Below are 26,549 nucleotides of genomic sequence, written 5' to 3' on the forward strand. Positions count from 1 at the left end.
GTTGGGATAATGATTTATTGAATGTTATTGCAGTTGCTAAATAATATTGATATTATTCTTTCTGTTGCTCTTGATAAAAATGATAATTTATATATGGGAAGGCAATCAGGCGTTTATTATCTTAAAGAAGGAAAAGAAGTTAAAAAAGTATTGGATAATCAAGATGTATTTTTGATTATGTTTGATAATAATAATGATTGATATTATGGAAGTAGTAATAAATTATATTTTGGTAAAAAAGATGCAATAGGAAAATTAATTTTTAAAGATTTAAACATAGCAATGGATTCACTGTTTATTGATAGTAATAATAATTTGTATTATATGAATGATGATTTGCAATTATATTTTATTTAGTAAAAATTGATAGAAATAAAAATGGTTTACTTTAAATTAAAGTAAACCATTTTCTTATTTATTTAATATTTATTATTGTAATTTTAAAGTTAGCTTCTTGAATATTACCAACTTGAATATTTACCATAAAATAACCTTTTTTGTCAGTAGAACTTACTCCAAAATAATTTCGATCATTAATGAAATCATTTCATTTAAGATTTGTCTTTTTAGTAAGAGTAATTTTAATTTTTTCATTTTTAAATTTATCTTGAATTTTTTGATTTAACTTTTCTAAAGTTTCAACAATACTATTGTTAAATTTAACATCTAAATCAAATTCTTGTTTTAAAAAATTTTTAATTTCTGTGAAGACAACTTGGTCTGATTGTTTAATGTTTATTAATTTAAGGGTTAGGGTTGTATTTTCTTGCAAATTACCAACTTTAATTTTTAAAAGAAAATTTGTGTGGTTATCTTTAGTTTTTATATATTCTTTAAGAGTAGTTTTCTCTTTATCAATTAATTCTAAAGTATTAATCCGATTATATTCGTTGCTTAGGGTTTCTTGCAATTTTCTTTTTAAGGTTAGTTCTACTTGTTCTAATGTGGTGTCAATATCAAAATTTCAGTCGTAGTCTTTTTTTAAAAACTCTTTAATTTTTTGTTCTAATTGTTTGTCGCGTGGTTTCATTTTAGCATCGTAGTTTTTAATTTGATAAATTAATGGTTCTTCATCACTAATAATAAATTTAAAATAACTAATTTGCAAGTTAGTTGAAGCATTTTTTAAAATGGACTGATAAGTAGTATTATCAGATGATGTTTCATCGCCTGTGATATCTAGTTTTATTGTATTAAGTAATTCTAAATGGTCGCATTTAGTTTTCTTAGGTATTTTTTAAAAAAGAAAAAATAATCATTTACTATAAATTATTTCAATATTCAAATTAAGTATATATATCCTATGTACGATTTTTGTTGTAAAAAATTATTTTAATATTGTTTTTGTAAGCATTTTACTTAGGTTTTATAACCTTTTATTAAGATTATGTTTGTTAATATTAAATATTTTGTTTTATTACTTATTTTTTAAATAAAAAGGTAATCAATTTTTAGTTGCTTTTCTTTCAAAATTATTTAAACCTTTTCCTACCTAACAAAACTTTATGCGTCCTTCTAAATTGTCATTAGTATCTTCATTATCTTTTAATTTATTAAGGTAATTTGTCATTGCTTCATCAAAAATTGTTTTGACTTCATTGTTAGATTGAATCTTATTATTATCAGCGAATTTGTCTCATATTTCTGTAGGAATTTCAAATGCTTTTTGTTCTTTAATAACTTTTCAATATTTAAAGTATGCTATTAATATTGTTGTCATCTCGCCAAATTTGTTATTAAAAGTTGTGTTGATTGAAGTTAATTTCATTTTTTCTAAGTTAATTTCATTAAGGGGAAAACCGGCATATGAGGCTTTGGAAATAACAAAGTCAAATTTTCCTAAAATAATTGTTGTATCAGGTTTTGGACTTTTAATTTGTTTAGCGGTTAGATTTGGATTTAAGATTTCAAAATCTTCTTGTTGAAGTAATAATTTATATAGTTCATCTTTTAAATCAGATGCGGAATTAATGCTTAATAGTTTTTTAAAAGTAGCATTATCTTTAATATCTAATATTGGTAACTTTTCATTTTTTAATTCACTAGTTCTAATTTTTAGTTCATTTTCATTATTTTTATTGATTTGTTCCATTATTTTTTTTTGTAAATCTTTTTTACTATTAATATTTTCAAAGGTTAATTTTAAATTATTTAAATCAAATTTACTTTGGTTAAGATGATTTTTTAAAGCGATAGTTAATTGACTTTGTTGGTCTTCATATCTTTCCAAATTTTTTGTTAAGTAAATATCTAATTTAGATGTGTGGCTAATATTAGTTTTTTGCATTTTGATTTTTAAGTTTAAATCTAAATTTAATTTGTAAATATAAAAATCATTTTCTGATTCTGATTGTGATATTTTTGATTGATTTCGTAATTGACTGATAATATTAAACATTTTATTAGCAGAAACATCACTAACATTAAAAATAGTGATTTCTTTATCAATTGTTAATGGTGTTTGAATGTTCTTAAAATGAACCATATTTTCTTTAATATTTTTATTTAATGGTTGAATATAATCTTGATCAATTTTATTTAATAATTGTTTACTTAAATCGTTGCTTGTGGGTAAAATAATGTTGGCGTTAGTTTTTTTTCGTTTACTAATTGATTCATTATTTTTTGAACATTTGTGTCACTGATATGTAATTTTTCAGCGATAAAAACATTATTATTTTTGTCATTAAAATCTTGAAATTTGTTATTAATGCTATCTTTAATTTTACTAATTAAATCATTTTTATTTGGATCATCAGTTTCTTGGTCAATTTTATTACTAATGTTGTTGCCACTACAACTTGCAAGTAATAACGGTGTTGAAAAAGAAAATAAGAACATTATTGCTATTTGTAATGGTTTATACATTTTTACACCTCACTATAAATAAATTATGGATTTATTTTTAAATTTTTTAATAATTACATTATGAAATATAAAAATTAAGTAGTCAATGATTTTATTAAATTATGTCAATTTTTTTAATAAAATCATTCTTAAATTAATTTTATTAAAATATGTTAAAATTATTTATTAAAAATAATAAATTTAGTAAAATTATTTATTATTTTAAAATTAAGAGAATTTGTTATAAAATTACCTTAATAAGGAATTTTAGGAAGGTAAAAATATGAAAGATAAGATTTTGCAGTTAATTAAGGAACATAACCGAATTATATTGCTTCGTCATATTATTCCTGATGGTGATGCTTATGGTGTGCAGTTAGGTTTAAAAGAAATAATTAAAACTAATTGACGTGATAAGATTGTCCTAGCAGCGGGAACGAATAGTGATTATTTAAACTTTATTGGGACTATGGATACAGTGCGTGATGATGATTTTAAAGATAGTTTAGTTATTATTGGTGATTGTGGTAATTTAGCACGAGTTGATGATGACCGATATAAATTAGCAAAAACTATTATTAAGATTGACCATCATCCCAATGTTGAACCTTATGGTGATATTATTTGAGTTGATGAACAATTTGGTTCAGCTAGTGAAATGATTGCTTTATGAGTTAAGGAATGTAATTTAAAAGTTACGCCGTTAGCAGCAAGAATTATTTATCATGGAATGGTAACAGATAGTGGTCGTTTTCTTTATTCACGAACTAATGCCAGAACATTTAGTCTTGCTAGTTTTTTATTAATAAAAGGGTTTGATTTAGATCAATTATATCGTGAAATGTATCAAATTAGTGAAGAAGATTTAAAATTTATGAGTTTTGTTTATGAAAATTATCAAACTTCAAAGAAGGGAGTTTTATATTTAGTATTTGATAACAAAACATTAAAGAAATTAGGCATTAATCATAATACTGTTGCTAGTAAGGTCAATCTATTAGCTAATGTTAAAAATAAACCAATTTGAGTATTTTTTTGTGAGGATGAAAATCATAATATTCGTGTTGAACTACGATCAAATAAATTTTTTGTTAATACTGTTGCTAGCAAATATAATGGTGGTGGTCATAATTTTGCTGCGGGAGCACGAATTAATGATTTTAATGATGTTAAAAATATTATTAGTGATTTAGATGAAGTGATTAGTAGAGGAGAACCAAAATAAGTGGTGAATTTGCAGTTTATAACTCATAATGAGGCACAAACAGAAGCATTGGGAGCTATTATTGCTAAATATGCTAAGCAGCCGGGTTTTATTTTGTTGCAAGGAGCATTGGCGGCTGGGAAAACAACATTTACAAGATATTTAGCAAATGCCTTGCAAATTTCAGCGGTAGTTAATTCGCCAACATTTGTTATTATGAATGAGTATGTAATTCCAAAACAATCATTTAAATTAATTCATATGGATGCTTATCGTTTAAATAATGATGAAGATTTAGAAATGTATGAAGAGGCATTTAATAATAATTTAAATATTATTGAATGATATGAAAACGTTTTACAAATTATTGATTTTAATAATGCGTTAATCTTACAATGGAAGATAATTGATGATACTACCAGAGTAATTAATTTGAGTGGTAAGGGTCTTCTTGCAACGCAAGTAATTAAATTTTTACAGGACAATGATTTAAATGTTAAATGTTAAGGCAATTAGTTATTTAGCTCTTAGTGTAGCCTTACTACTATTATTTACTTTTACGCCATTTCTAGGTTATATTCAAATTAGTGTTATTAGTATTACTTTAGTTCCTTGTGTGGTAATGATTATTAGTATTATTTGAATTAAAATTTTAAAGTGGAACCCATTTATTGTTGGTGTTATCTCAGGATTATTATTAGGATTAAGTTCTTTTTTAGCATCATTTGTGATGGGTGGACCTTTGGCAGTAGTTTTTCAAAATCCATTATTTAGTATTGTACCAAGATTATTAGTTGGTATTGTTTCAGGGATTATATTACAATTTCTAGTATTGCGTTCTAAATTTCGTTATTGATTAACAATTATCATTTGATCATTTTTTGTTATTAGTACTAATTCTTTTACAACTTTAGCAATGATTTATTTTTTAGGAGATGCGTTTTTTCCTGATCTTAATGTGTTGCAATATATTAGTTGATTAGCATTAGCAACAAATTATTTACCAGAACTTATGATTACAACTTTAATTATTTTACCAATTGTTAAGGTTATTAATAAAATAGGTTAGCAAAGGAGGATATTTATGAAGTTATTAGTTGATATTGGTAATAGTTTAATTCATTTAGGTGTTTATCAAGAAAATCAAAAAGTATTTTATGAGCAATTATCTAGTAATATTAATGTTGATAAATTATTATCTTGTATGGAAGAAGTTCTTGAACCATTTTTATTAAAAATTCAACGATGTATTGTTAGTAGTGTTAAACCGCAATTTAATTCGGTAATTGAATTATTAGTTGAAAAATATTGTTGGAATTATTTACTTGTTGATAGTGTGTTAAAAACAAATTTAAAATTTGTTTTAGATGATGTTATTACTTTGGGTGCTGATTTAATAGCAGCAGCGGTAGGAGCTGTTAGTGTTTATCCAAATCGTAATATAATTATTATTGATATGGGGACAGCAACAACAATTTCGTGTATTAAAGATAATTCGTTTATTGGTGGTGCAATATTGCCAGGATTACTAACAAGTGGTGAAGCTTTAATTGAAAAAGCAGCTTTATTGAAAAAAGATCCTTGATTTTTGCCACCAGAAATGATTGCTAAGAATACTAAAGATTGTTTAAGCGTTGGTATTATTTATGGTCATGCGATGGCAATTAAAGGTATTGTGGAAACTTATCAAAAACAATTAAAAGATTCAGTAGTAATAATATTAGGTGGTAATTATTTTTTTGTTAAAAATATTTTGCAAGATTATCAATTTATTAATGATTTAATTTTTACTGGTTTAAATATTTTATGAACATTAAATGAAGGTGAAGAATAATGAAAACATTATTTTTAGATACAACAAATGGATATTTAGTAATTATTTTACAAGATGATCGTGGTTTATTAGATAGTTTACAAATTTGAAATCATCAAAAACACACTGAGAAGGCAACAGTTTTAATAGATGAAATGTTAACTAATCATAAATTAAGTTGATTTGATATTGATAGTTTATATTTAACTGTTGGTCCGGGAAGTTATACTGGAATTCGGGTGGGGATTACAATTGCGAAAACAATGAAAGCTGTTAATGAGACCTTGCAAGTTTTTGTTACGAATAGTTTATTATTGCAAGTTGGTAACAAGCAGGCGATTAGTGTTATTAATGCTAAAACTGATCAATTTTTTGTTGCGGTTTATGATAATTTTCATCCGATGGTTTTGGAACAAGTGGTTACAAGAAATAATTTATTTTTATTGAAAAAAGAATGAAAAAATTTTAAGTTAATTGAAGATTATCATCGGGTTGATGTAGTAGAAAATTTTTTACAAATTAAACATTTATGTAAAAAAGTAACTAATGTTGATGATTTAGAACCATTATATTTAAAGGAATTACAACTTAAAAAGCATTATGAATAAAAATAAAAATTTTGGATGTTATTTTTTTAAATTTTAGATATAATTACTTATGTGTGTTAATCACTATGGAGCAGTACTCAAGTGGTTAAGAGGGCTCCCTGCTAAGGAGTTAGGTCAAGCAATTGGCGCGCGAGTTCGAATCTCGTCTGCTCCGCCATTAATTTTAAATAATTTGATATTTGTTGTTAACAACTTTACAATATGTAAAGTTGTTTTTTTGTGATATTAAGATAAAATTAATACATATTTAAAAAACAATATTTTATTTATAAGGTGGAATTAAATTAATGTTAAATAAAAAAATGCGTTTAGCAATTACTTTTGTTCTTTTAGTACTTTTATTGGTGACTTGTATTTTTATTATTGCTAAATATATTGATTGATTATGAATTATTGGTGTCGTAACAATTTCATTTGGAACTTTAACAGCATTAATTATTTTTGTTTCCAATCGACCAGCACGAACAAAAATTTCTTGAATTATTGCTGTGTATGCATTACCAATTGTTGGTATTATAATCTTTATTATTTTTGGTCGAACTTATCGTTATACTAAAGCACAAAAGTTTTATTTAAAAAAATATCAAGATTTTTATGCTAAAGAGGATTTTAATTACACGAATAACTTTTTAAAAAATCAAATTAAAGAAGAACGAAGTATTTTACATTTGACTACTAATATATCACAAAGACCACTATATAATCATACGAAAGTTGATTTAATAACTAATGGAATTGAAAAGTTTTCGTTGTTATTTAAAGACTTAGAAAGTGCTGAAAATTATATTCATATTAATTATTTTATTTTAGATGATGGTGAAGTTTTAAAATATTTGACACAGTTATTAATTAAAAAAACTTATCAAGGTGTTAATATTCGCTTAATTTATGATCATGCTGGAAGTTTTTTTACGGTTTATCATGATACAATTCAGAAATTGAAGCGAGCTGGTGTTCATTTAAAAAGATTTTCACCGATAAATTTACCTTTTATTAGTGGTCGTAATAATTATCGTAATCATCGTAAAGATGTTATTATTGATGGCAAAATTGGTTATACGGGAGGCATTAATGTTGGTGATGCTTATTGTCATTTAAGTTCTAAATATGGCTTTTGACGCGATAGTCAAGTTCGTTTGCAAGGTAGTGCTGTTCGTAGTTTAGAGTTAATATTTTTACAGGATTGATATTTTACAACTGGCGAGTCGTTAGTGTTTGATAAGAAATTATTAAAAAATGAACCATATGATGGTAAAACTAGTAATATTGTTCAGGTTATTGATGATGGTCCCAATACTTATGAAACGATTCAAAAGGATATTTATGTTAAAGTTATTTCTAGTGCTAAAAGTCGTATTTGGTTATCGACGCCGTATTTTATCCCAACTGATGATATTGTGACGGCATTAAAAAATGCTGCTAAGTCAGGTGTTGATGTGCGATTATTAATGCCAGGAAAAACTGATAAATTTTTTATTCTTGATATTAGTCGTTCATATTATGATGAATTATTTAATTCGGGGATAAAAATTTATGAAATGAGTAAGATTTTTAATCATTCAAAAACAGCATTAATTGATGATAATTTAGTCATTATTGGATCAACTAATTTAGATTTTCGTAGTCTTTATCACGATCATCAAACTATTGTTATTCTTTATGGTGATGCTAATAAGCAACTAGAAAAGAATTATTTATGAGATATTGAAAGAAGTATTCTTTTAACGACATCGCCGTTAAAGAAAAAAAATTGATTTTATCGGATAATGATTTTGCCAATTGTTAAAATTTTTGATCCCTTATTTTAGGAAAGGAAAATAATAATGCACAAAACGAAAAAAATTAATAAAAAAATTGCTAAGCAGTTAGAAAAACAAGATTCTCCTGTAAGTTTAGAAAAAAAACCGGAAGTTAAAGAAAGACGAGGTTTTTTTAAACATTTATTTTCAAAAAGTGTTCAAACAGTTAATAAAGTTGATATTCATTTTGGATGAACCCGAAATGCTACTAAAAGAATTATTAAGCAATTATTATTACAAAAGGTTGATCATTTTTATTTTTATAGTTCCATTGCTAATATTTTTTATATTTTGGAGCAAGGAATTAAACCGGTAAAATCTAAGAAACTTAAAGAAAATGAAAAGTATATTGTTTGAACATATTTAGAAAAAGATGATCATCTTGAATTAGAATTATCTACTAGTAGTCGTCATCAGTTTTGAAGTTGATGCTTAGAAAATAAGATTGATTTAACTACGGTGGCAATTTTTTATATTGATTTAGTGAAATTATATGAAAATACTAAAAAAGATTGAGAGTTTAATAATAATTTGCAACGAGTTATCATTAATGAACCAATTAGTGTTAATGCTATTAGAGCAATTTTAATTAAAGATATAGAAATATACAAAAGATTACAACAATATGTTTCTCATCAACAAATTGATATTAAAATATTTTATGGTGATAAAGGTATTATTGAAGAAATTAAAGGAAAGGAGTTAAAAGTTAATGAATAAAAATCTTAATAAAATTACATCGTTGGAGGAAAATTTTAGTCAATGATATACTGATTTGATTGTAAATGGTAATCTAATTGATTATGGAGTAGTTAAAGGAGCACCAATTTTAAAACCGCATGGTTATGCAATTTGAAAAAATATTGTGAAAAATTTAGAAATCAGATTTTTAGAAGTTGAAATTCAAGATGTTTATATGCCTTTATTAATTCCTGAGAGTTTATTAAATCAAGAGAAAGAACATATTCAAGGTTTTGCCCCTGAATGTGCTATTGTTACCAAAGTTGGTGATAAAAATTTAGATGAACCGTTAGTTATTAGACCAACTTCTGAAGTTTTGTTTGGGACATATTTTTCAAAAAATATTTCTAGTTATAAGGACTTACCATTAAAATATAATCAATGAGCGAATGTTATTCGTTGAGAAAAAACAACAAGACCTTTTTTAAGAACAACAGAATTTTTGTGGCAAGAAGGTCATAGTGTTCATAATAATATGGAAGAAGCCCAAGATTGAACGGTAGAAATGATGAATTTATATGTTAAATTTTTTAAAGAAGTTTTAGCTATTGCTGTTCTTAATGGTAAAAAAAGTCTTCACGAAAAGTTTGCTGGTGCTGCTGATACATATAGTTTAGAAGCATTAATGTTAGATGGGCAAGCATTACAATCAGCAACTAGTCATTATTTTGCCCAAAATTTTTCTAAAAATTTTGATATTAAGTTTACTAATGCTAACAATAAAGAAGAATATGGTTATCAAAATTCGTGAGGGATGTCAACAAGAGTTATTGGGGCTTTAATTATGTCTCATAGTGATAATAGGGGATTAGTATTACCACCAATGGTAGCACCAATTCAAGTAGGAATAATTCCCATTCAAGATGATGAGCAAGTAAGAAAACAAGTTAATAGGATTTATCAACAATTAAAAACTAAATATCGTGTTGTTATTGATAATTCTTTAAAGTCATTGGGTTATAAGTTAAGTAATAGTGAAATTCAAGGAGTTTGTTTTCGCATTGAAATTGGGATTCGGGAATTAGAAACTGATGAAGTATTAATTGTGCGCAGAGACACAAAAACAAAATTGATGGTTAAGATTAATGATGTGGAATCATATTTAAAAACTAATATGGAACAAATGCAAAATGATTTATATGCAAGGTCGTTAAAGCGGTTAGAAGCGCAAGTATTTGTTGTTAATAGTTTTGATGAATATGAACAACAATTGAAAACAAAAACAGGGTTTTTTGGTGCTTGATTTTGTAATCGTATTGAGTGTGAAGCAGAAATTAAACAGTTAACTAGTACTGTTAGTCGTTGTCAAGATTTAGAAAAGCAGGTTGAAGAAAATTCTAAATGTTTTAAATGTAATCAAAGAGCAAAAGGTCATTTTTACTTTGCGCGGGCATATTAAAAAGGAGGAAGAATTTAATGAATTGATTAGTTGAAATTGCTAAATTATTGAAAGAAAAAAAGGGTATCAAAGTAAAAATATCATTAGAAACTAATTTCCGTAATTTAGGTTTGGACTCTTTAGAATTGATGGATTTAATTATTTTAGCAGAAGAAGAATATAAATTTCGGATTCCTGATAATAAGTTAAGTGATATTAATACTGTTCAGGATTTAATAATTATTATTGAAGAAGTAGTAAATAGTAATAGTTAAAAAGGGCGTTAAAATTGTGAAATGAGATTATGAGAAATTAACGCAAGTATTAAAAAATAAAGGACATCGTTTAACTAATATTAGATTAGCAATATTAAAATTATTATTAAAGAAACAACATCTAAATATTAATGGCATTATTAGAGAACTGAAAAAACAAAATGATGAACATAAGAATATTAATGTCATGTCAGTTTATAATACTTTAGATTTGTTTTTGCAAGAAGAATTGATTTATCTTAATGTTTTTAATGGCCGAGATATTGTTTTTGAATTATCAAATCCTGTCTTAGTTCATTTAGTTTGTGAAACTTGTCATAAGGTTATTCATCTTAGTGAAGATATGCATTTAAGTGATCAAGATTTTCAAGATAATTTGAAAAAATTAGAAGAAAAATTACAAAATGCTGATTTTAAACCGATGCATTATAAATTAGAAGCACATGGAATTTGTATATCTTGTCAGGAAAAAAATCAAGAAGGTAATGAATAATCTTTAAAATTTCTTTATAATTTACTTTGTCATTTTTAATAACTTTGATAGAATATATTTATTGTAGGGGTATAGTTCAATTGGTAGAACAGCGGTCTTCAAAACCGCGTGTTGTGGGTTCAAGTCCTGCTACCCCTGCCAATAAAATTAGTTATTAAGAATGATATCAATATAAAAATAACCATTATTGTTATCATTACAAATGGTTATTTTTATATTTTTTAATGAAATATATTGCATTTTTTGGAAAGTTTACCTAAATTTACCTGATGAAATGTTTTTGCGATATAATTTAAAATTATCAGGAAGATAATATAAATGAAATAAGGAGGCCATTTTGGAAGATTTTGATTTTATTAAGAAATTAAAGCATATAAAGTTTAATGAAGACAATGTTATTAATGCCAGCATCGCTACATTTATTTTAAATAACTTAGAACAAATTGATGATTGAACATCAACAAGTGTTGCTGATGCTTGTTTTACTTCTTCTAGTTCAATAATTCGCTTTTGTCAAAAATTAAATCTAAGTGGTTGAACTGAATTGAAGTATCAATTAAAACTTATTAATCAAAGAATTAAAAATTCAGGACGACAAGTTAATACTAATGTGCAATTGAAAAATAATATTACCTATTTTTTTAATGAATATATGAAAATAAGAGATGAGGATAATAATCGATTATATTTAGATTTTATTAATAAAGATACTGATTTAATTGTTAAAAAAATTATTGATGCTAAAACAATCTTTATTTTTGGTTTTGGAATTTCATATTATCCCGCTATTTCTTTCACACAAAGATTAAGATGAGTAAATAAAAATGTTATTTGTGAGAATGATATTAATGTTATTTATTCGTACTTGCCATTAGTTACTGCCGATGATGTTATTATTTGCCTATCATTAAGTGGTACAAATAAATTAATTGGTGAAATAATTGAAGAAGTAAAAGATAAAGCTTATTCAATTGGTATTTTTTGCAAAGAAACAAAATTAGTTAAAAGTTTTAAATCTTATTTTTTAATTAAATCGGAAGAAGAACAATTATGAAGTGTTTTTTCAATTAGATTGCAATTATTAATGCAATTATTAGATTTCTTGTATGCAAAAATAATTAGTTTTAATTTATAAATTAAAATAAAGGTAGGATTGAATTAAATGGAATTTAAACATATTTTTAGTAATTTTAAAAAACTTAAGCTAACATCTAATAATTTTCAACTAAAAAATACTTTAAAGCATTTTCGTAATAAAACAAGTTCAGGATTACAAAAACTTGCTAAATCATTAATGTTTCCGATTGCTATTTTACCTATCGCGGCAATATTGAATCGTGTGGGCGGATTAATGATGACTAAAGATTTTGGAATTACTGAGAACGGTGTTATTTGATATATTGGTTCAGTATTGCAGGTTATTGGTGGTGGTGCTTTTGCTAATCTTTCTGTTCTTTTTGCTATTGGCGTGGCTTTTGGTTTTGCTAAAGATAATCGTGGTGAAGCAGCTCTTATTGGTTTTTTTGCTTATACAATATTAATTGGTCTAATGACCATATTACCAAAAATTGTTTATTCAACAATTTTATTAGATGTTAACTTAGAAAATAAATCAAAACTTTTATATCAACTTAAAGGCAATAAAGTTATTTATTCTATTGATATGGGAGTTTTGAGTGGCATTATTGCTGGTATATTAGCAGCTACTTGTTATAATCGTTTTCAATCCATTAAGTTGCCAACTGCTTTGTCATTTTTTTCGGGAAGAAGATTTGTGCCATTAGTTGTTATTTTGGTTTCTTTACCAGTTGCTATTTTAGTGGCAATAATTTGACCTTGACTTCAGTTAGGACTTTTAAGTTTTGGACAAACTATTATTCCTGAAAAAGTTGACAATTCAACGCGTCATATTCAATGAGGGGTTGCTAGCGTTTATACAATGTTTAATAGAGCATTAAATGCTAGTGGTTTAATGCGTGTTTTTAATATTTATTTTTTTTGACAACACCCTTATACTACTTCACAGAACGGAACAGTTATTAATGGCGATATTCCTGCATTTCTTAGTAATGATTTAGTTGTTGGCGCTGGATTATTTCAAAGTGGGTTTTTTCCTATTATGATGTTTGGATTACCTGCTGCTGCCTTGGCAATCATTAAATGTGCTCATCCTGACCGAAGAAAAAAAGTTATGGCATTATTACTTGGAGCGGCGTCCGTTTCATTTTTAACTGGGGTTACTGAACCGTTAGAATTTAGTTTTATTTATGCAGCCCCCGTACTATTTTTTGTTCATATTGTCTTATCAGGCATTATTTCTGCAATTACTGTTGGTTTAGGAATTCGGATTGGCTTTGGGTTTTCTGCTGGTGTTATTGATTATATTTTAAGTTTTTATCAATCAATGAAAATTGCTAAAGTAACTTGGGAGTCAGGTTTTGCCCAAGTGCTGGCAAATCCGGCTTGAATACTACCAATTGGTATTATAAGCGGGGGGGCTTATTACTTTTCTTTTAGTTATTTGATTAAGAAGTTTAATTATCAGACATTAGGTCGCGAGGAAAATGTTAGTGAAATAAATAATTTGGATAATAGTTTACCACTGTCTTCTTATCAGTTATTAGCGAGAGAAATTTTGGATATTTTAGGTAAAGATAATATTATTAGTGTTGGTAATTGTGTTACAAGGGTAAGAATTGTTGTTAAAAATGTTGATGCTGGAAAAATTGAACAATTAAATAAAGTCAGATTTAAAGTAAGAAAAATTGTTAATAGGCTTAATCCGAAAATGATTTCAGATAAGGATTTACAACTGGTTGTTGGCAATGATGCTCAATTTATTGCTGATGAGTTAAGAAAAATGCTTCAATCATCAGAAGTGTTGTTGGCAACTAATTTTTAAAAATAGAAAATAGTTTTTATTTTAAAAGCATTAAAAGAAGGTAACTTGGCATTATTGTTATTGTTAGTGCTGTAAATAAAAAAGGTAGCGTTGCTACCTTTTTCTTTGTTAATTTTATTTATTGTTTAACAACAATAATTCCTACGGAATTAACACCGGCGTGACTGACAAAACAGTTAGGGAGGAATGCTTTTTTGATTTTAAGTTCGGGGTGGTTGGTTATAATTTTGTTAATAATTGTGGTGACTTTTTTATCACATTGTGATGTGAGAATTTCTAAGATATAATTTTCATTATTAATAAATTCTTTAATTTTTGTGATTACGCTTTCAATAGCGTTGTTTAAGGTTCTGGCAATTCCACTTTTTTCTGATATTTCGCCGAATTTAATAATGACTTTAACGCGGATTAAACTTATTAGGGAAGCAACAACAGATTTAGCACGACCACCTTTAGAAAGTCGCGAGATATCTTCAGGGATAATGTAAATTAAACTATTTTTTTTAACTTGGGTTACCATTTTATTAATATCATTAATGTTGCCACCATTAGCTACAATTTCACTAGCTTTAATTGCTAATGTACTATTAAATGTAGCAGCGCCGTTAGTATCAATAATATGAACGCGGTTTTTAAATTCATTTTCTTGTGATAGCATATAGGCATTTTGGTATTGACCAGATAATCCTTTAGCAATCGGAATAAAGATAATTTCATCATTTCCTTCAGCTAATAGTTTTCGCCATAAGCTCATTAGTTTCCCTGGTGATGATTGACTAGTTTTAGTATATTCACCATTTTTAACACGAGCATAAAAATTAGATTTTTTAATATCACTAGTGGTATCTTCAATTTCAGTTCTATCTTCAAAACTTATTAATAAAGGAATGATATTAATATTCTTTTCTTTTAGGGTTGTAGGGTCAAGGTTGCTAGATGAGTCAACAATAATAGCAATTTTCTTATTTGTGTTGGACATTTTTTTCTCCTTTACTTTATTCAATATACAAGTACAAATGTATTGTATCCGGTGTGAGCAGCAATAACATTAGATATTAAACTCATATGCTTAATTGTAAATTTTTCTTTAGTAATGATTTTAATTACTTCTTCTTTTAATTCCATATCACATAATGAATGCATAATTGTTAATTCGCCAGCACTGTCATAGCGCTTTTTGATTTCTTTTAAAACCTCTTTAATTGCTTTTTTAAATGTTCTGGTTTTATCAAATTTATCAATAAAACCATTAAATTCTAGGATTGGTTTAATTTTCAATAAATTAGCTAGGGTAGCAGCAGCACTGCTAATTCTGCCCCCACGAACCAATGTATCTAATTGATATGGAAGAATGAAGGCACAATATTTTGTTTTCTGTTCATCAATAAAACCTTGTAATTCATTAATAGGTCGTTCTTGTAAAAATAGTTCTGCGCGGTTAATCATTTCTTTATTAATGTCGCCAACTGCTTCGCTATCAATTATATAGACTTTGTCTTTATAAGCATTATCTTGAGCTAGTAATACTGCACTTTGATATTGTCCCGATAAATGGGAAGAAATCGGAAAGAAAAGAATTTGTTCATATTCTTGTAGTAGTTCATCTCATTTTTCTTTTAAAATTCCTGGTGGCGTTTGACTGGTTTTAATTGGTTCAGTTTCTAAAATTTTATAAAATTTATCAATAGTAATTTCTTTATTATTGTCAGCAATAGTTTTATTGTTAACATTTATCATTAAAGGGACAAATGCCATATTATGTTCTTTTGCTTGTTCTTCATCATAACCAGTTGCTGAGTCCACTAAGATAATGTATTGCTTCATTAATTTTACACCTCACAAAAATCTCTATTTTGTTTATTAATCAATTATAAACTTTGATATAATATTATTCAAGAAAAGAAATAGTAAAGGATAATTTGATGATAAGAATAGCAAAATTTGTAATCAAAAAAGAAATTTTATTAAAAAACTATATTACAATATTTATTAAGTAGTAAAATTGATATATTAAAACTAATAATTATATAAGAGATTTGAGGCTATTTAAATGACAAAATTTAAATTTGATGTTCGTATTAAAGAAGGCTATTATAGTGCGATTTATTTTTTAAAAACCCAAAAAATTCTTAAAAAGTATTTTCCTAATAATATTGTTACGATGCAATTTTTTCAAAGACAAGATAATGTTATGCTTTGTGGTATTGATGAAGTTGTGGCATTATTGAAAGAATTTGTAAGGCCATTAGAAAAAATATCTGTTTATGCTTTAAATGATGGTGATATTATTAAAGCTAATATTCCGGTTTTAAAAATAACCGGTCCTTATCATTTATTTGGTTACTTAGAAGGAATTATTGATGGCATTTTAGCAAGAAGAAGTAGTGTTGCTACTAATTGTAATGAGATTTTAAAAGTTAGTAATGATAAACCAATCATCTTTATGTTTGATCGTAATGATGACTATCTTAATCAACAAGGTGATGGTTATGCTGCATATATTGCTGGTATTAAATCACAAGTTACGAGAGCACAAACTGAATGATGAAATAATCAAGAAATATTGGTTGGGACAATGCCCCACGCTTTAATTCATGGTTTTAATGGTGATATTATTAAATCTTTAGAAGCTTATAGTGAATTATTTCCTAATGATAAGTTAGTAGCATTAGTTGATTTTGATAATGATGTTATTAATACTAGTTTAAAAGTATGTCGTCATTTTCAAAATCGTCTTAGTGCTGTTCGGGTTGATACTAGCATTAGTTTAGTTGATAAATATTTTACTGTTAAAGAAAATCAAGAGAAATATTATAATGAAAATATTATGGGTATAAATCCAATTTTAATTAAGGCTTTAAGAAAAGCAATGGATGATAAAGGTTTTAATAATGTAAAAATTATTGTTAGTTCTGGATTTGATAAAGCGAAGATTAGTTGATTTGTTAGTGATAATACCCCCGTAGATTTTTATGGTGTGGGAGCGACTATTGGTAAGTTTGATATTCATTTTACTGGTGATTTAGTGCAATTAAATAATAAAAATTTTGCTAAAGTTGGTCGTGAAAATATTGAAAATGATAAGTTAGTACAAAAAATCTAATTTTGATTATGTTATAATTTAAAAGAACGCATGCTTCTTTTAAAAGGAGGGTCATAATGAATACTAATGATTTTAAAATTAAATATGGATTAAATGGTCCATTATCAAAACTTTATGAAGAAAATAGTCATCAGCAAAAAATTGCAGAGTCAAAAATTGCTGAAAATCGTCGTAAACAAAGAAATTGAATGCAACAAAAGCAAGTATATGGTTATGAACCAACAGAGATTATTTCACCAATTACAGGTTCTAATGCTAAGAAAGAAAGTATTGCTAGTGATAAACCAAAAGATTTTTCATTAGTAAATAATACTTATAGTATTAGACCACAATCATTAGTTAGAACAACAAAGACTTATAGTTCAATTGAAGAATATGTTAATGAGCATGTTCAGCAAGAAATTATTAATCGTAAAATTCAAAAATATCAAGATTTTTCAATATATGTTGAAGGAAGAAATATGACAAGAAATGTTAATCCAATTCCAATTGATTTTATTAATCGAAAAAGTGATAACAGTGTTAATTTAGCAACTAGTGATGCACATTATGATGATACTAGTTATATTCGGGCGCAAAGTTATGTTAATCGTTTTAATGATATTCATCAACGCGCTAGTAAATTTTATGATCAACAGCAAGTTACTGAAAAAAATCGGAGCATTGTTAATTTAATTGATGAAAAACAAAAATAAGAGAAAGAATGGTAAGAAATGGAATTTTTAGAAGAATTGCAAGCTCGAGGACTTTTAAAACAAGTTACTAATAGTGAAAAAATAAAACAGGCTAAGAATAGTAATGCTAGTGTTTATTGTGGTATTGATCCAACAGCAACATCATTGCATGTGGGGCATTTATTACAAATTGTTTTATTATATCGCTTTTCATTAGCGGGTTTTAAACCGCTTGCTGTTATTGGTGGGGCGACGGCAATGATTGGTGATCCGAGTTTTAAAGTTGAAGAAAGAAAATTATTAGATGCTAAAACAGTAAAATTAAATAGTGATGCGCTTGCTTTACAATTAGATAAATTATTAGATCATAATATTAAAGTTTTAAATAATGATGATTGAATATCAAAATTAAATTTAATTGATTATTTAAGAGATTTGGGGAAAGAGTTTACGATTAATTATATGCTTGATAAGGAATCAATTAAAACAAGACTCGCAACAGGAATTTCTTATACTGAATTTTCTTATATGCTTTTACAAGCATATGATTTTTGATATTTATATAAGAATTATCAATGTTTAGTTCAAATTGGTGGTAGTGATCAATGAGGGAATATTACTGCTGGAATTGAATTGATTCGTAAAAAAGAACAAGATAATCATTTAGCAAGTGGGTTAACGATTGAATTATTAACGCAAAGTAATGGTGTTAAGTTTGGTAAAACTGAGCAAGGAACAATTTGGTTAGACGCTAATTTAACATCCCCATATATTTTGTATCAGTTTTTTGTTAATCAAAATGATGCTGATGTTGAAAAACTTTTAAAATGATTAACTTTGTTATCATTAGATGATATTTTGCAAATAATGGCAAAACATAATGTTAATAAGGCTAAAAGATATGCCCAAAAGGTATTAGCAAAAGAAATTGTTGCTTTTGTTCATTCCCAACAAGAAGTTATGGTGGCGATTAATATTAGTGAAGCATTATTTTCGCAAAAAGTTATGCAGTTACAAATGAGTGAAATTCAACAAATGAAAAATGCTGTTCCGTGAATAACTGTTAGTCAAGAACATAAACTTATTGATTTACTTTTATTACTTGAAGTATGTAGTTCTAAAACTCAAGTTCGGGAACTATTAAAGAGTAATGCTATTTATGTTAATGAGCAACTTATTAATGATGAAAACTATTTATTATCTAAAGATAAATTGCTATATGATAAAATAATTTTTATTCGTAAAGGTAAACAACATTATTATATTGTTGAAGTTAATAGCCATTAATGTTTAAAACAATAAGTTATTTTCATAAAAATTTATCTTGTTTTTTTAAATATTTTATTGCATAATTTGTATATAATTTTAAATAGGATTTAGCAGTTAGGAATGTATTATGCAATAAAAAATAAAGAAGCTTACTATTAAGCTTCTTTATTTTTTTAATAATTTGTTTAAAGAAAATTGCTTAAAAATGGAGGAGCATTATGCCAAAAGATATTAATACTTTTATTATTAATCAAATTAAACAGTATATCAATGAATATATTAAAGATGATATTGTATTAAAAGCGAAGTTTTTTAAGATGATATGTTTACAAACTAAAAATGGGGATAATAATATGCTTCCTGAACTTTTAGTTTATCTCTATTGTATGAGTAAAAATCGTAATGCTAACATTTCTAAAGAAAATATTGATAGTTTAGTTAGTTTAGTTGAAAATAATAATATTTTAGAATTTAAAGAAAAACTTGAAATGGTAACAAGTTATTAAAAGTTGCTTATAGTAAATTTCAAAAGTTCATTGATGATAAAAAATATGAAAAAATTTGTGATATCTTGGATAAATATAGTTTATTTCAACGCAGTTCAAAATTAAATAATTCTTTTAGAAGAAAAAATATTATTTCTAAATATGTTAATAGAATAGTAACTGACGAAGAAATTTCTTTTTTTGATTGTTTACGAAAAAAATGCAAGTTATTTTCTGAAAATGGAACAAGGAGTCGTTTATACATAATGCCATTAATATCGCATCAAAATAAAGTTAAAGAAGAATTATTTTCTAAACAGGAAGATAATTTAAAGTTAATGCAACCTGTTTATCAAGAAGTGCCAATAGGTGCTAATGATAAGAAAAATAAGCGAGATTCTAAAAGTGATTTCATTGATTTTGGTCATTGAAGTTCGCAAGAAAAACTTTGCATTTCAAGGATAGATAGCAATCAAAAACAACAAAAACGAAAAGAAAAAGCAGAATCATCAAAAAAACAATATAACGAAATAAGTGAATAATAATTAAAAATTAGCTAAATGAATAGGAAGTTTTAAGGATGAATAATGAGATATTTTTAATGCAAATAAATGGGTTGATAGTAAGAATTCCGCAATTTTTATGTCAAATATTGGAACTAAATACTAATAGAAATATGCAATTACAACAAGTTGAAGAGCAACTGAGTAATCCGTTAACTTTACAACATATGCAAGAAAGATATGCTGATGCGACTAATTTAGCATTTTTACAAGATCAATTGCGAATTTTTCAACAAAATTGTTTTAATAATTGAGAAAATGTTGGTCCGCAAACAAGAAATTCACAAATTATTTTTGTTAGTGAAAATCTTAGTAATATTTTAGGAATTGCTAGAATGCCAATAGAATTATCGATTCAAGAGCAAAGTAATTTTATAATATCAAGATTATGAGAAAATGCTAATAATGATGTTGACGGCGGATATATTCCCCTGCATCTCGCTATTTTAGAAGGTAATGTCCCGCTAACACAGTTATTGTTACAATGTGATAGTAGTAATGTTAATTTTCAGACACCCAATAATGAAACATCGCTTCATCTAGCTACGCGTACTAATAATATTAGATTAAGTGAATTATTACTTGCCAATGGTGCCAATGTTGATGTTCAAGATAATGGCAATCTGACAGCTCTTTATAATGCTGTTGATAATAATAATTTAGTATTAGCTAGTTTATTAGTAGGAGCTGGTGCTGACCCAAATTTACCTGATGAAGAATCTGAAGAGGATCTGCCACTTCATCTTGCTGTCCATCACGATAATCTTTTATTAGTACAACTTTTACTAGAAAATGGTGCAAATCCTAATTTACAAAATGAAAATAGTGAAACCCCGCTTCATCTTGCAATGCGGAGCACTAATGTTTTGCCATTAGCTCGGTGCTTATTAGCATATGCTGCTGATATTAATGCCCAAAATGATAGTGAAGAGACAGCCCTTAATATTGCTGTGCGTTGTGCTAATTATGATGCGGTCCATTTATTAGTAACCAATGGTGCTGATGTGACAATACTAGATTCTGAAAATCAATCACCAATTTATTTAGCTTTACTTGATGATGATTTAAAAATGATTAAGTTATTTATTGAGTATGGTGCTGATGTTAATTGTTGTACTTCTAGTGGTGATACGCCTCTACATTTAGCGTTAAATGAAAATGACTTTGAATTAGCACAATTATTTATTGAAAGGGGTGCTAATCCAGATATTCTATTTAATGATAATAATACCCCGTTGCATATCGCAAGTCGCAATTTTGCCGGATTAACATTTATGCAAATGTTAATTCAACAAGGTGTTAATGTAAATACTACTAATATGGTGGGTAGTATGCCAATTCATGAAGCGACATTTGTAAATAATATTTCAGCAATGCAATTATTAATTAGTGAAGGAGCTAGTGTCAATGTTATTAATAATATTGGAGCGCCATTGCATATTACAATAATTACTGGTGCGATTACAACAGCAACTTTTTTATTAAGAAATCGGGCTGATGTCAATATTAGAAATAATAATCTTGATACGCCATTACACTTAGCAGCTATGGGGAAAGATTTTAAAATGGTGAAGATACTACTAGAAAATGGTGCTAATATTAATGTTCAAGATTATTGTGGTCTTACGTCGTTACACTGAGCAGTTTATAATAGTGATGTCATAACAACTACTATTCTCTTAGAAGCAAACGCTGATATTAATATTAGAGGATTAAATGGGGCCACACCATTTGAACTTGGAGAATATTTTAATAATTTTGAAATAAGAAATTTGATGTGAGAACAAGTTAGTAAGAATATTAAGAAAAATGATGCTAATATCTGTTCAGTGGAAAAAAATAGTCAGCAACAACAAAAAGTTTTATTTAATCATAAAAAATGTCACAAGCAAAAAATAGAAGTGGCAACAAATAATAGAAATTCTAAGAGATTTAAAGTTAATGAAATTTCACAAAGAGATTTAGACGAGGCAGGAACATCAGGAGTTACAATGAATACTAATACTGAAATAAATATCCAGTCAGAACCGAGTTGTCCTTTACCAAATTTATCACAATATACTTTTATAGATGAAAAAATGTCAGAACAAACCAAAAACGAAAAAAAGAATGATGATTTAATCAAGTAGATGTTAGAAGATAGAGAAAGAAAGGATAGAGAAAGAGAAGCTCTTTTATAGCTTTAAATAGTAAAAAGACTTAGAGGATTATCACTCTAAGTCTTTTTACTTATCTTTAATTATACTTAATTTATTATTAAATAATACGGTTATATCATTCAACAATTAAAGATTCATTAATTTCCGAATTTAATTCATTTCTTTCAGAATAACGAAGGTAAGTTCCAACAATATTTTTGCGATCAAAACTAACAAATTCCAATGTTCCAGCATTTAATTCAATTGCTTCTAACAGTTTTGGATTGTTCTTATAATTTTCTTTAATTGTAATCTTATCATTAGGTGATACACGATAAGAAGGGATATTAACTTTCTTACCATTTACTAATATATGACTATGATTAACTAATTGGCGAGCTGCCCTTCTTGTTCTTGCTAAACCTAAACGATAAACAATGTTATCTAAACGAGATTCTAATAAAATTAAAAAGTTGGTTCCCGTAACACCACTCATTTTTTTGGCTTTTAAAAATGTATTTCGAAATTGTTTTTCATTTAAACCATACATATGTCTTACTTTTTGTTTTTCTTGTTGTTGTAAACCATAGTTAGATAATTTTCTTCTTCTTGCTCCGTGTTGTCCTGGAGCAGTTGTGCGTTTTTTTCCTTTAGCAAATTCTTTTCCAGTTTCTAAAATTGAAAATCCAACTCTTCTTGAAATTCTAAAAATACCTCTTTTATATTTTGACATAATAAAAACTCCCTTATTAATATATTTGACATTATAAAATCAGTGAGTTTAAATTAAACTCTAATTAAGATAGATTACTATTCGCCATTGCAGCAAAGGCTACTTAAAGTAAAAAATTAAGCAATCTATTTGCAACTTAATTATGTTTAAAAGCTGTGATTTAATTGTCTTTAAGTATTATATAAATTACTTTCTTAAATGTCAATACAAGTTTATTTAAGTATGTAGAAACCATATACATATGACAAGATTTTGGTTTTTACAAACTTGCTGTTAATTAATAAATAAATATGAGCTCATTTATTTATTACAAGAAATATAAGGTTAAATTAATATTTATTATTTTTAGTTATGCCTTGTATTTTTTTGTGCCTTGATAATAATAAACTAAGTTAATTAGTAAACGAAGTTTACTAACAAATTTTGTTAAACATAAATGTTTAAAAAAATAAATATTTAACTTAGTTAGATAACTAAGCTAAATATAACTTAGTTTAATATAACTAAATATTGTAAGGATGGTATGTATATGAGAAATATTGAAAATATTTTTTTAAATACTGAAAAATATCTTTTAAAAGAAACACAAAATGCAGTACTTATTAAAGCACCAGCAATTCCGTGATTGTATGAATCTACTGGTATTTGGTTTTCGAAACGATTTGTTTATAAAGGAAAATATGAGAATTCTATTTGTATAGGAATAATTAGAGATGGTGAATATCGGTTAGTTTTTATTAATGATAAAGGTCAAGAGTCTAGTTTGATTTTAGGTCATGAGTTGTTAGGTTTTTTTGTTGCTGAAAAAGCATATGATAAAAAGGTTGTAAGTTTTGATTATTTTAAAAATTCATTTTAAAAATGTTTTACGGTGTTTTAAGAATAGGGGTAAATAAAAAAATATTTTAGTTAGTTTTTATGGTGTTTAAACGGCGCGGAAAGCGTATGCTCCGCCCGTTAATTATCTATGTTAGTTGAGTTTATTTAACTAAGTTATTGCAATTTTTTTGAGGAGTTTTAGAAATGAAAATGTGAGTTAATGTGGATGAGTCTGGCAAAGATTATTGTCAAGAGTTTATATATTCTATTAATAAAAAAACTGGATTAGAACAAAAAATTTGAGTGTCTAAATCTGCGGTTGAATCTGTTAGAACTGATTTAGTCGGTGATAATTGACTTTGTGTGTTGATATTGCATATTAAAAGATTAAAAAATTAAGGAGAAAAGAAAGATGAGTATATTTGGACTAGTGTTTTTTACGATTTTAACATTATTACTAGCATATTATATTGCAGTTAATATTTATCGTTTTTTTAAAGATAAAAAGAAATATGGTAGTGAAGCAAAGCAGTTGCCAAAAGATTTTACTTATTCACAACGAATATTTATTGCGAAATTTAAGAAAAATTTATTAGAAAAAGATGGAGAAGAAATTAACAAATAAAAAATATTTAGAATATTTTTAAAAGTATATAGATATGACTAAATTTAACTATAACACAAAAATAAATAAAATTAATCGAATTAAAAGTACAAAAAGGGTTAGAAAAATTAAAAAAATTAAAAAAATGTTAAAAATAGGAAAGATAAATTAAAAGGTAGGGAGAAAAAAGTGAAAGTATGGTATGGTATTGCTTCTTCTGAAGAAGAACAAAAGATAGATAGAGTATCGCAGTTATCTGTATATATTAATGGTGATAACAATACTAAACCTAATCGTGTATGAGCGCGTGATTATGGTGTTGGTCATGTAGAGATAGATATTTTTCATGATGTGTGGGTTTTTATTGATGCTATGTTATTAATTAAGGAAGTTGGTTGTTAAATGTTTAAAAAAATAATTGTTGAGTTAATTGAATTAATTTATCCAACTGCCGATTTACCACCCCAAGTTGTATTTTTGTTTTCAATTTTAATAATTATAATGCTCTTCTCAGCAATTATTTTTCTACTCTTTTGACCTTTTAAGCGGTAATTATTATGTTTTTAGCTGTTTGAAAAGATTTAAATTGAGAACAAATTAAACAGACTTTTTGAGATTTGTTTATCCAAATTACAATTATTCCGGTTCATATTACTGGAGATAAAGAAATTGATTTGACTAAGGAATTACTTTGACTTTTAATAGCAAATATTGCGTTTTGACTGGTATTAGTAATTATTGTCTTATTTATGGTTATTTTATTTTATAAAGTTAAATCTTATTTCTGTTAATAAATATAGAATAAATATTTTGTTTAGAGGGGAGGTGATTGTATGTTTGGAACTTTTTTAGTAGATGCACCGACAGTAGCTATTACTGGTGAACAAGCGGTTACTAAATTATGAAAAGCGTTAATTGGAGCGTTTGGTCACATTTGAACCGATATTATTGGTGGTAATATGCCAAATGTTGTTGATTTTTTTGCTACATATTGAGTTTTCTTGCTTGGAGTAATTATTGGTTTATTTTTAATTGCTTTTAAAATGTTTGAAAAATTAATGCCCGGTAGATAGTAATAAAAATAAAGAAAGTGTGATTTAAGTTATGCTATTGTTTAAGAAAATAAATTTAAGATTATATGATTTTGTGGCTTTAAATCGCACTTTATTTATTATTGCATGATTTTATGGTGTAATTTTGTATTATTATAATCCTCAAAGTTGACGAATGTTATTTGATATTATTTATTTATTAATTGCTTTGTATATTTTATATACTAAAATTTCTCATTTCTTTGCTCGCCGTAATTTTGTTAATTTTCTATTAAATTCACCTTTAAATTTGGTTATTGGTGCTTTAGGGACAGGAAAAACTGCTCTAATGGTTTTAGCTTCTTATTTGTTAAGTGGTTGAAAAACGATTTCTACTTTTCCGATTACAGATAAACAAATGCTTTCATTAGGGCATATGTCACTTTTAGATTATAATTATCCAATTTTAGATGAAAAACATTTACTGTTATGAGATGAAACTAACTTATTTTTAGAAGGAACTGATTATAAAGAAAATGATAGAGTAACCCAAGGTTTACAAGAATATTTCGCTTCGGCTCGCCAATTTACCCATATCGTATTAGCAAGTGGACAACGAGCTGAACATATATGGGTTAAAGTTCGTGATATTGCGAATTCAATAATTGTTGGCATTAGAAAAAAACCGGTTAGTATCTTTCGTCCTTATTTACAAGTTATTTATGGCACTTTTAAATCGGTAAGCGAATACGAGCAATGACGATTAACTTTAATTAATGCTAAAAATGATAAAAAAGGTCGCAAAATTAAGTATCGTAGCATTCCGGAATTAGACATTTATTTCTTTAAGTTGAAAATTCCGATATCAATTTTAAACCTTTATGATAATAAATATTTATCATTCTTGCGTGAATTAAGTAATCGTGCTTTGAATGATAATTATCAGCATAAATTTTGAAATGATAATGTAATGGATATTGAAGCATTAGAATATTTAAAAATGGAAAAATTCAGTAAGATACTTACTAAGTTAAAAAATAATTTGAAGAAGAAAAACAAGTAAAGGAGTT

Annotated in this window: 33 protein-coding genes and 2 tRNA genes; 28 read left to right on the forward strand and 7 right to left on the reverse strand. The window is 26.4% G+C overall.

Features of this window, described 5'->3' with window-relative positions; translation table 4 throughout:
• Nucleotides 1-9 precede the first annotated feature (9 nt).
• Nucleotides 10-357 (forward strand): hypothetical protein, encoded by a 348-nt coding sequence (locus tag AAHM88_RS00735; RefSeq protein ID WP_342262912.1) that lies wholly within the window; start codon nt 10-12, stop codon nt 355-357.
• Between the two features lie 58 nt (nt 358-415).
• Here AAHM88_RS00735 and AAHM88_RS00740 read toward each other — a convergent pair whose 3' ends face one another.
• The 3 genes from AAHM88_RS00740 to AAHM88_RS00750 all read right to left on the reverse strand — a co-directional run bounded on the left by AAHM88_RS00740 (nt 416) and on the right by AAHM88_RS00750 (nt 2,868).
• The gene (locus tag AAHM88_RS00740) at nt 416-1,108 is read right to left on the reverse strand and encodes a hypothetical protein (RefSeq protein ID WP_342262913.1); all 693 of its coding nucleotides are present in this window, start codon (nt 1,106-1,108) and stop codon (nt 416-418) included.
• A 384-nt stretch (nt 1,109-1,492) separates the two neighbouring features.
• The gene (locus AAHM88_RS00745) at nt 1,493-2,485 is read right to left on the reverse strand and encodes a hypothetical protein (protein ID WP_342262914.1); all 993 of its coding nucleotides are present in this window, start codon (nt 2,483-2,485) and stop codon (nt 1,493-1,495) included.
• 68 nt (nt 2,486-2,553) lie between these two features.
• Nucleotides 2,554-2,868: a hypothetical protein gene (locus AAHM88_RS00750; RefSeq protein WP_342262915.1), complete on the reverse strand. Its 315-nt coding sequence runs from the start codon at nt 2,866-2,868 to the stop codon at nt 2,554-2,556.
• Nucleotides 2,869-3,130: 262 nt separating this feature from the next.
• Between AAHM88_RS00750 and AAHM88_RS00755 the strand changes: the two genes are divergently transcribed.
• The 14 genes from AAHM88_RS00755 to AAHM88_RS00820 all read left to right on the forward strand — a co-directional run bounded on the left by AAHM88_RS00755 (nt 3,131) and on the right by AAHM88_RS00820 (nt 14,060).
• The gene (locus AAHM88_RS00755) at nt 3,131-4,072 is read left to right on the forward strand and encodes a bifunctional oligoribonuclease/PAP phosphatase NrnA (protein WP_342262916.1); all 942 of its coding nucleotides are present in this window, start codon (nt 3,131-3,133) and stop codon (nt 4,070-4,072) included.
• Complete coding sequence (tsaE, locus tag AAHM88_RS00760; RefSeq protein WP_342262917.1) at nt 4,073-4,558, forward strand: tRNA (adenosine(37)-N6)-threonylcarbamoyltransferase complex ATPase subunit type 1 TsaE; 486 nt, start codon at nt 4,073-4,075, stop codon at nt 4,556-4,558.
• Nucleotides 4,545-5,120 (forward strand): hypothetical protein, encoded by a 576-nt coding sequence (locus tag AAHM88_RS00765; RefSeq protein ID WP_338967776.1) that lies wholly within the window; start codon nt 4,545-4,547, stop codon nt 5,118-5,120. Before tsaE ends, AAHM88_RS00765 begins: the two co-directional genes overlap by 14 nt.
• A gap of 15 nt (nt 5,121-5,135) precedes the next feature.
• Complete coding sequence (locus tag AAHM88_RS00770; RefSeq protein WP_342262918.1) at nt 5,136-5,885, forward strand: type III pantothenate kinase; 750 nt, start codon at nt 5,136-5,138, stop codon at nt 5,883-5,885.
• The gene (tsaB, locus tag AAHM88_RS00775; protein WP_342262919.1) at nt 5,885-6,472 is read left to right on the forward strand and encodes a tRNA (adenosine(37)-N6)-threonylcarbamoyltransferase complex dimerization subunit type 1 TsaB; all 588 of its coding nucleotides are present in this window, start codon (nt 5,885-5,887) and stop codon (nt 6,470-6,472) included. The genes AAHM88_RS00770 and tsaB overlap by 1 nt, the downstream gene beginning before the upstream one ends.
• A 67-nt stretch (nt 6,473-6,539) precedes the next feature.
• A tRNA-Ser gene (locus AAHM88_RS00780) sits at nt 6,540-6,629 on the forward strand.
• A 130-nt stretch (nt 6,630-6,759) separates the two neighbouring features.
• A complete protein-coding gene (gene cls / locus AAHM88_RS00785; protein WP_342189604.1) occupies nt 6,760-8,280 on the forward strand; it encodes a cardiolipin synthase in 1,521 nt (506 codons plus the stop codon).
• Nucleotides 8,281-8,295: 15 nt separating this feature from the next.
• Nucleotides 8,296-8,991, forward strand: coding sequence for an acetyltransferase (locus AAHM88_RS00790; protein WP_342262920.1), 696 nt, complete (start codon nt 8,296-8,298; stop codon nt 8,989-8,991).
• Nucleotides 8,984-10,411 carry a proline--tRNA ligase gene (gene proS / locus AAHM88_RS00795; RefSeq protein WP_342262921.1) on the forward strand — a complete coding sequence of 476 codons (1,428 nt, stop codon included), beginning with the start codon at nt 8,984-8,986 and terminating at the stop codon, nt 10,409-10,411. The genes AAHM88_RS00790 and proS overlap by 8 nt, the downstream gene beginning before the upstream one ends.
• Before the next feature lie 17 nt (nt 10,412-10,428).
• Nucleotides 10,429-10,665: an acyl carrier protein gene (locus AAHM88_RS00800; protein ID WP_342262922.1), complete on the forward strand. Its 237-nt coding sequence runs from the start codon at nt 10,429-10,431 to the stop codon at nt 10,663-10,665.
• Nucleotides 10,666-10,681: 16 nt separating this feature from the next.
• A complete protein-coding gene (locus AAHM88_RS00805) occupies nt 10,682-11,158 on the forward strand; it encodes a Fur family transcriptional regulator (protein WP_342262923.1) in 477 nt (158 codons plus the stop codon).
• A 65-nt stretch (nt 11,159-11,223) separates the two neighbouring features.
• Nucleotides 11,224-11,299, forward strand: a tRNA-Trp gene (locus AAHM88_RS00810).
• A gap of 196 nt (nt 11,300-11,495) precedes the next feature.
• A complete protein-coding gene (locus AAHM88_RS00815; protein ID WP_342262924.1) occupies nt 11,496-12,293 on the forward strand; it encodes a MurR/RpiR family transcriptional regulator in 798 nt (265 codons plus the stop codon).
• A gap of 27 nt (nt 12,294-12,320) precedes the next feature.
• Entirely contained in the window at nt 12,321-14,060 is a 1,740-nt protein-coding gene (locus AAHM88_RS00820) for a PTS transporter subunit EIIC (RefSeq protein WP_342262925.1), read from the forward strand.
• 118 nt (nt 14,061-14,178) lie between these two features.
• Here AAHM88_RS00820 and AAHM88_RS00825 read toward each other — a convergent pair whose 3' ends face one another.
• Nucleotides 14,179-15,039 carry a DegV family protein gene (locus AAHM88_RS00825; RefSeq protein WP_342262926.1) on the reverse strand — a complete coding sequence of 287 codons (861 nt, stop codon included), beginning with the start codon at nt 15,037-15,039 and terminating at the stop codon, nt 14,179-14,181.
• 11 nt (nt 15,040-15,050) lie between these two features.
• Nucleotides 15,051-15,884 (reverse strand): DegV family protein, encoded by an 834-nt coding sequence (locus AAHM88_RS00830; RefSeq protein ID WP_342262927.1) that lies wholly within the window; start codon nt 15,882-15,884, stop codon nt 15,051-15,053.
• A 226-nt stretch (nt 15,885-16,110) separates the two neighbouring features.
• Here AAHM88_RS00830 and AAHM88_RS00835 point away from each other — a divergent pair, with 226 nt between their 5' ends.
• From AAHM88_RS00835 to AAHM88_RS00850, 4 genes are all read left to right on the forward strand, one after another.
• Nucleotides 16,111-17,163 carry a nicotinate phosphoribosyltransferase gene (locus AAHM88_RS00835; RefSeq protein ID WP_342262928.1) on the forward strand — a complete coding sequence of 351 codons (1,053 nt, stop codon included), beginning with the start codon at nt 16,111-16,113 and terminating at the stop codon, nt 17,161-17,163.
• A gap of 56 nt (nt 17,164-17,219) precedes the next feature.
• On the forward strand, nt 17,220-17,858 hold the full coding sequence (locus AAHM88_RS00840; RefSeq protein ID WP_342262929.1) for a hypothetical protein: 639 nt from the start codon (nt 17,220-17,222) through the stop codon (nt 17,856-17,858).
• Nucleotides 17,859-17,876: 18 nt separating this feature from the next.
• Nucleotides 17,877-19,124 (forward strand): tyrosine--tRNA ligase, encoded by a 1,248-nt coding sequence (gene tyrS / locus AAHM88_RS00845; protein ID WP_342262930.1) that lies wholly within the window; start codon nt 17,877-17,879, stop codon nt 19,122-19,124.
• Between the two features lie 200 nt (nt 19,125-19,324).
• A complete protein-coding gene (locus AAHM88_RS00850) occupies nt 19,325-19,612 on the forward strand; it encodes a hypothetical protein (protein ID WP_342262931.1) in 288 nt (95 codons plus the stop codon).
• A 7-nt stretch (nt 19,613-19,619) separates the two neighbouring features.
• Here AAHM88_RS00850 and AAHM88_RS00855 read toward each other — a convergent pair whose 3' ends face one another.
• Nucleotides 19,620-19,856 (reverse strand): hypothetical protein, encoded by a 237-nt coding sequence (locus tag AAHM88_RS00855; RefSeq protein WP_342262932.1) that lies wholly within the window; start codon nt 19,854-19,856, stop codon nt 19,620-19,622.
• A gap of 1 nt (nt 19,857) precedes the next feature.
• On the opposite strand from AAHM88_RS00855, the gene AAHM88_RS00860 reads away from it, so the two are divergent.
• Nucleotides 19,858-20,133 carry a hypothetical protein gene (locus AAHM88_RS00860; protein WP_342262933.1) on the forward strand — a complete coding sequence of 92 codons (276 nt, stop codon included), beginning with the start codon at nt 19,858-19,860 and terminating at the stop codon, nt 20,131-20,133.
• A gap of 38 nt (nt 20,134-20,171) precedes the next feature.
• Nucleotides 20,172-22,283: an ankyrin repeat domain-containing protein gene (locus AAHM88_RS00865; protein WP_342262934.1), complete on the forward strand. Its 2,112-nt coding sequence runs from the start codon at nt 20,172-20,174 to the stop codon at nt 22,281-22,283.
• Between the two features lie 127 nt (nt 22,284-22,410).
• Here the strand turns inward: AAHM88_RS00865 and rpsD are convergent, their stop codons facing one another.
• Complete coding sequence (gene rpsD / locus AAHM88_RS00870) at nt 22,411-23,025, reverse strand: 30S ribosomal protein S4 (protein WP_342262935.1); 615 nt, start codon at nt 23,023-23,025, stop codon at nt 22,411-22,413.
• 529 nt (nt 23,026-23,554) lie between these two features.
• Here rpsD and AAHM88_RS00875 point away from each other — a divergent pair.
• The 7 genes from AAHM88_RS00875 (at nt 23,555) to AAHM88_RS00905 (ending at nt 26,542) form a co-directional block, all read left to right on the forward strand.
• On the forward strand, nt 23,555-23,884 hold the full coding sequence (locus tag AAHM88_RS00875) for a hypothetical protein (RefSeq protein ID WP_342262305.1): 330 nt from the start codon (nt 23,555-23,557) through the stop codon (nt 23,882-23,884).
• A 59-nt stretch (nt 23,885-23,943) separates the two neighbouring features.
• Nucleotides 23,944-24,243 carry a hypothetical protein gene (locus AAHM88_RS00880; RefSeq protein ID WP_342262443.1) on the forward strand — a complete coding sequence of 100 codons (300 nt, stop codon included), beginning with the start codon at nt 23,944-23,946 and terminating at the stop codon, nt 24,241-24,243.
• A 13-nt stretch (nt 24,244-24,256) separates the two neighbouring features.
• Nucleotides 24,257-24,469 carry a hypothetical protein gene (locus AAHM88_RS00885; RefSeq protein WP_342262442.1) on the forward strand — a complete coding sequence of 71 codons (213 nt, stop codon included), beginning with the start codon at nt 24,257-24,259 and terminating at the stop codon, nt 24,467-24,469.
• Between the two features lie 168 nt (nt 24,470-24,637).
• A complete protein-coding gene (locus AAHM88_RS00890) occupies nt 24,638-24,850 on the forward strand; it encodes a hypothetical protein (protein ID WP_342262441.1) in 213 nt (70 codons plus the stop codon).
• Nucleotides 24,851-25,005: 155 nt separating this feature from the next.
• Nucleotides 25,006-25,239 carry a hypothetical protein gene (locus AAHM88_RS00895; RefSeq protein WP_342262440.1) on the forward strand — a complete coding sequence of 78 codons (234 nt, stop codon included), beginning with the start codon at nt 25,006-25,008 and terminating at the stop codon, nt 25,237-25,239.
• Between the two features lie 42 nt (nt 25,240-25,281).
• A complete protein-coding gene (locus AAHM88_RS00900; RefSeq protein WP_342262439.1) occupies nt 25,282-25,521 on the forward strand; it encodes a hypothetical protein in 240 nt (79 codons plus the stop codon).
• A 31-nt stretch (nt 25,522-25,552) separates the two neighbouring features.
• Complete coding sequence (locus AAHM88_RS00905; protein WP_342262438.1) at nt 25,553-26,542, forward strand: hypothetical protein; 990 nt, start codon at nt 25,553-25,555, stop codon at nt 26,540-26,542.
• Nucleotides 26,543-26,549: the final 7 nt, after the last annotated feature.

The sequence above is a fragment of the Spiroplasma endosymbiont of Dromius quadrimaculatus genome, assembly GCF_964031155.1.
Taxonomy (GTDB): Bacteria; Bacillota_I; Bacilli_A; order Mycoplasmatales; family Nriv7; genus Nriv7.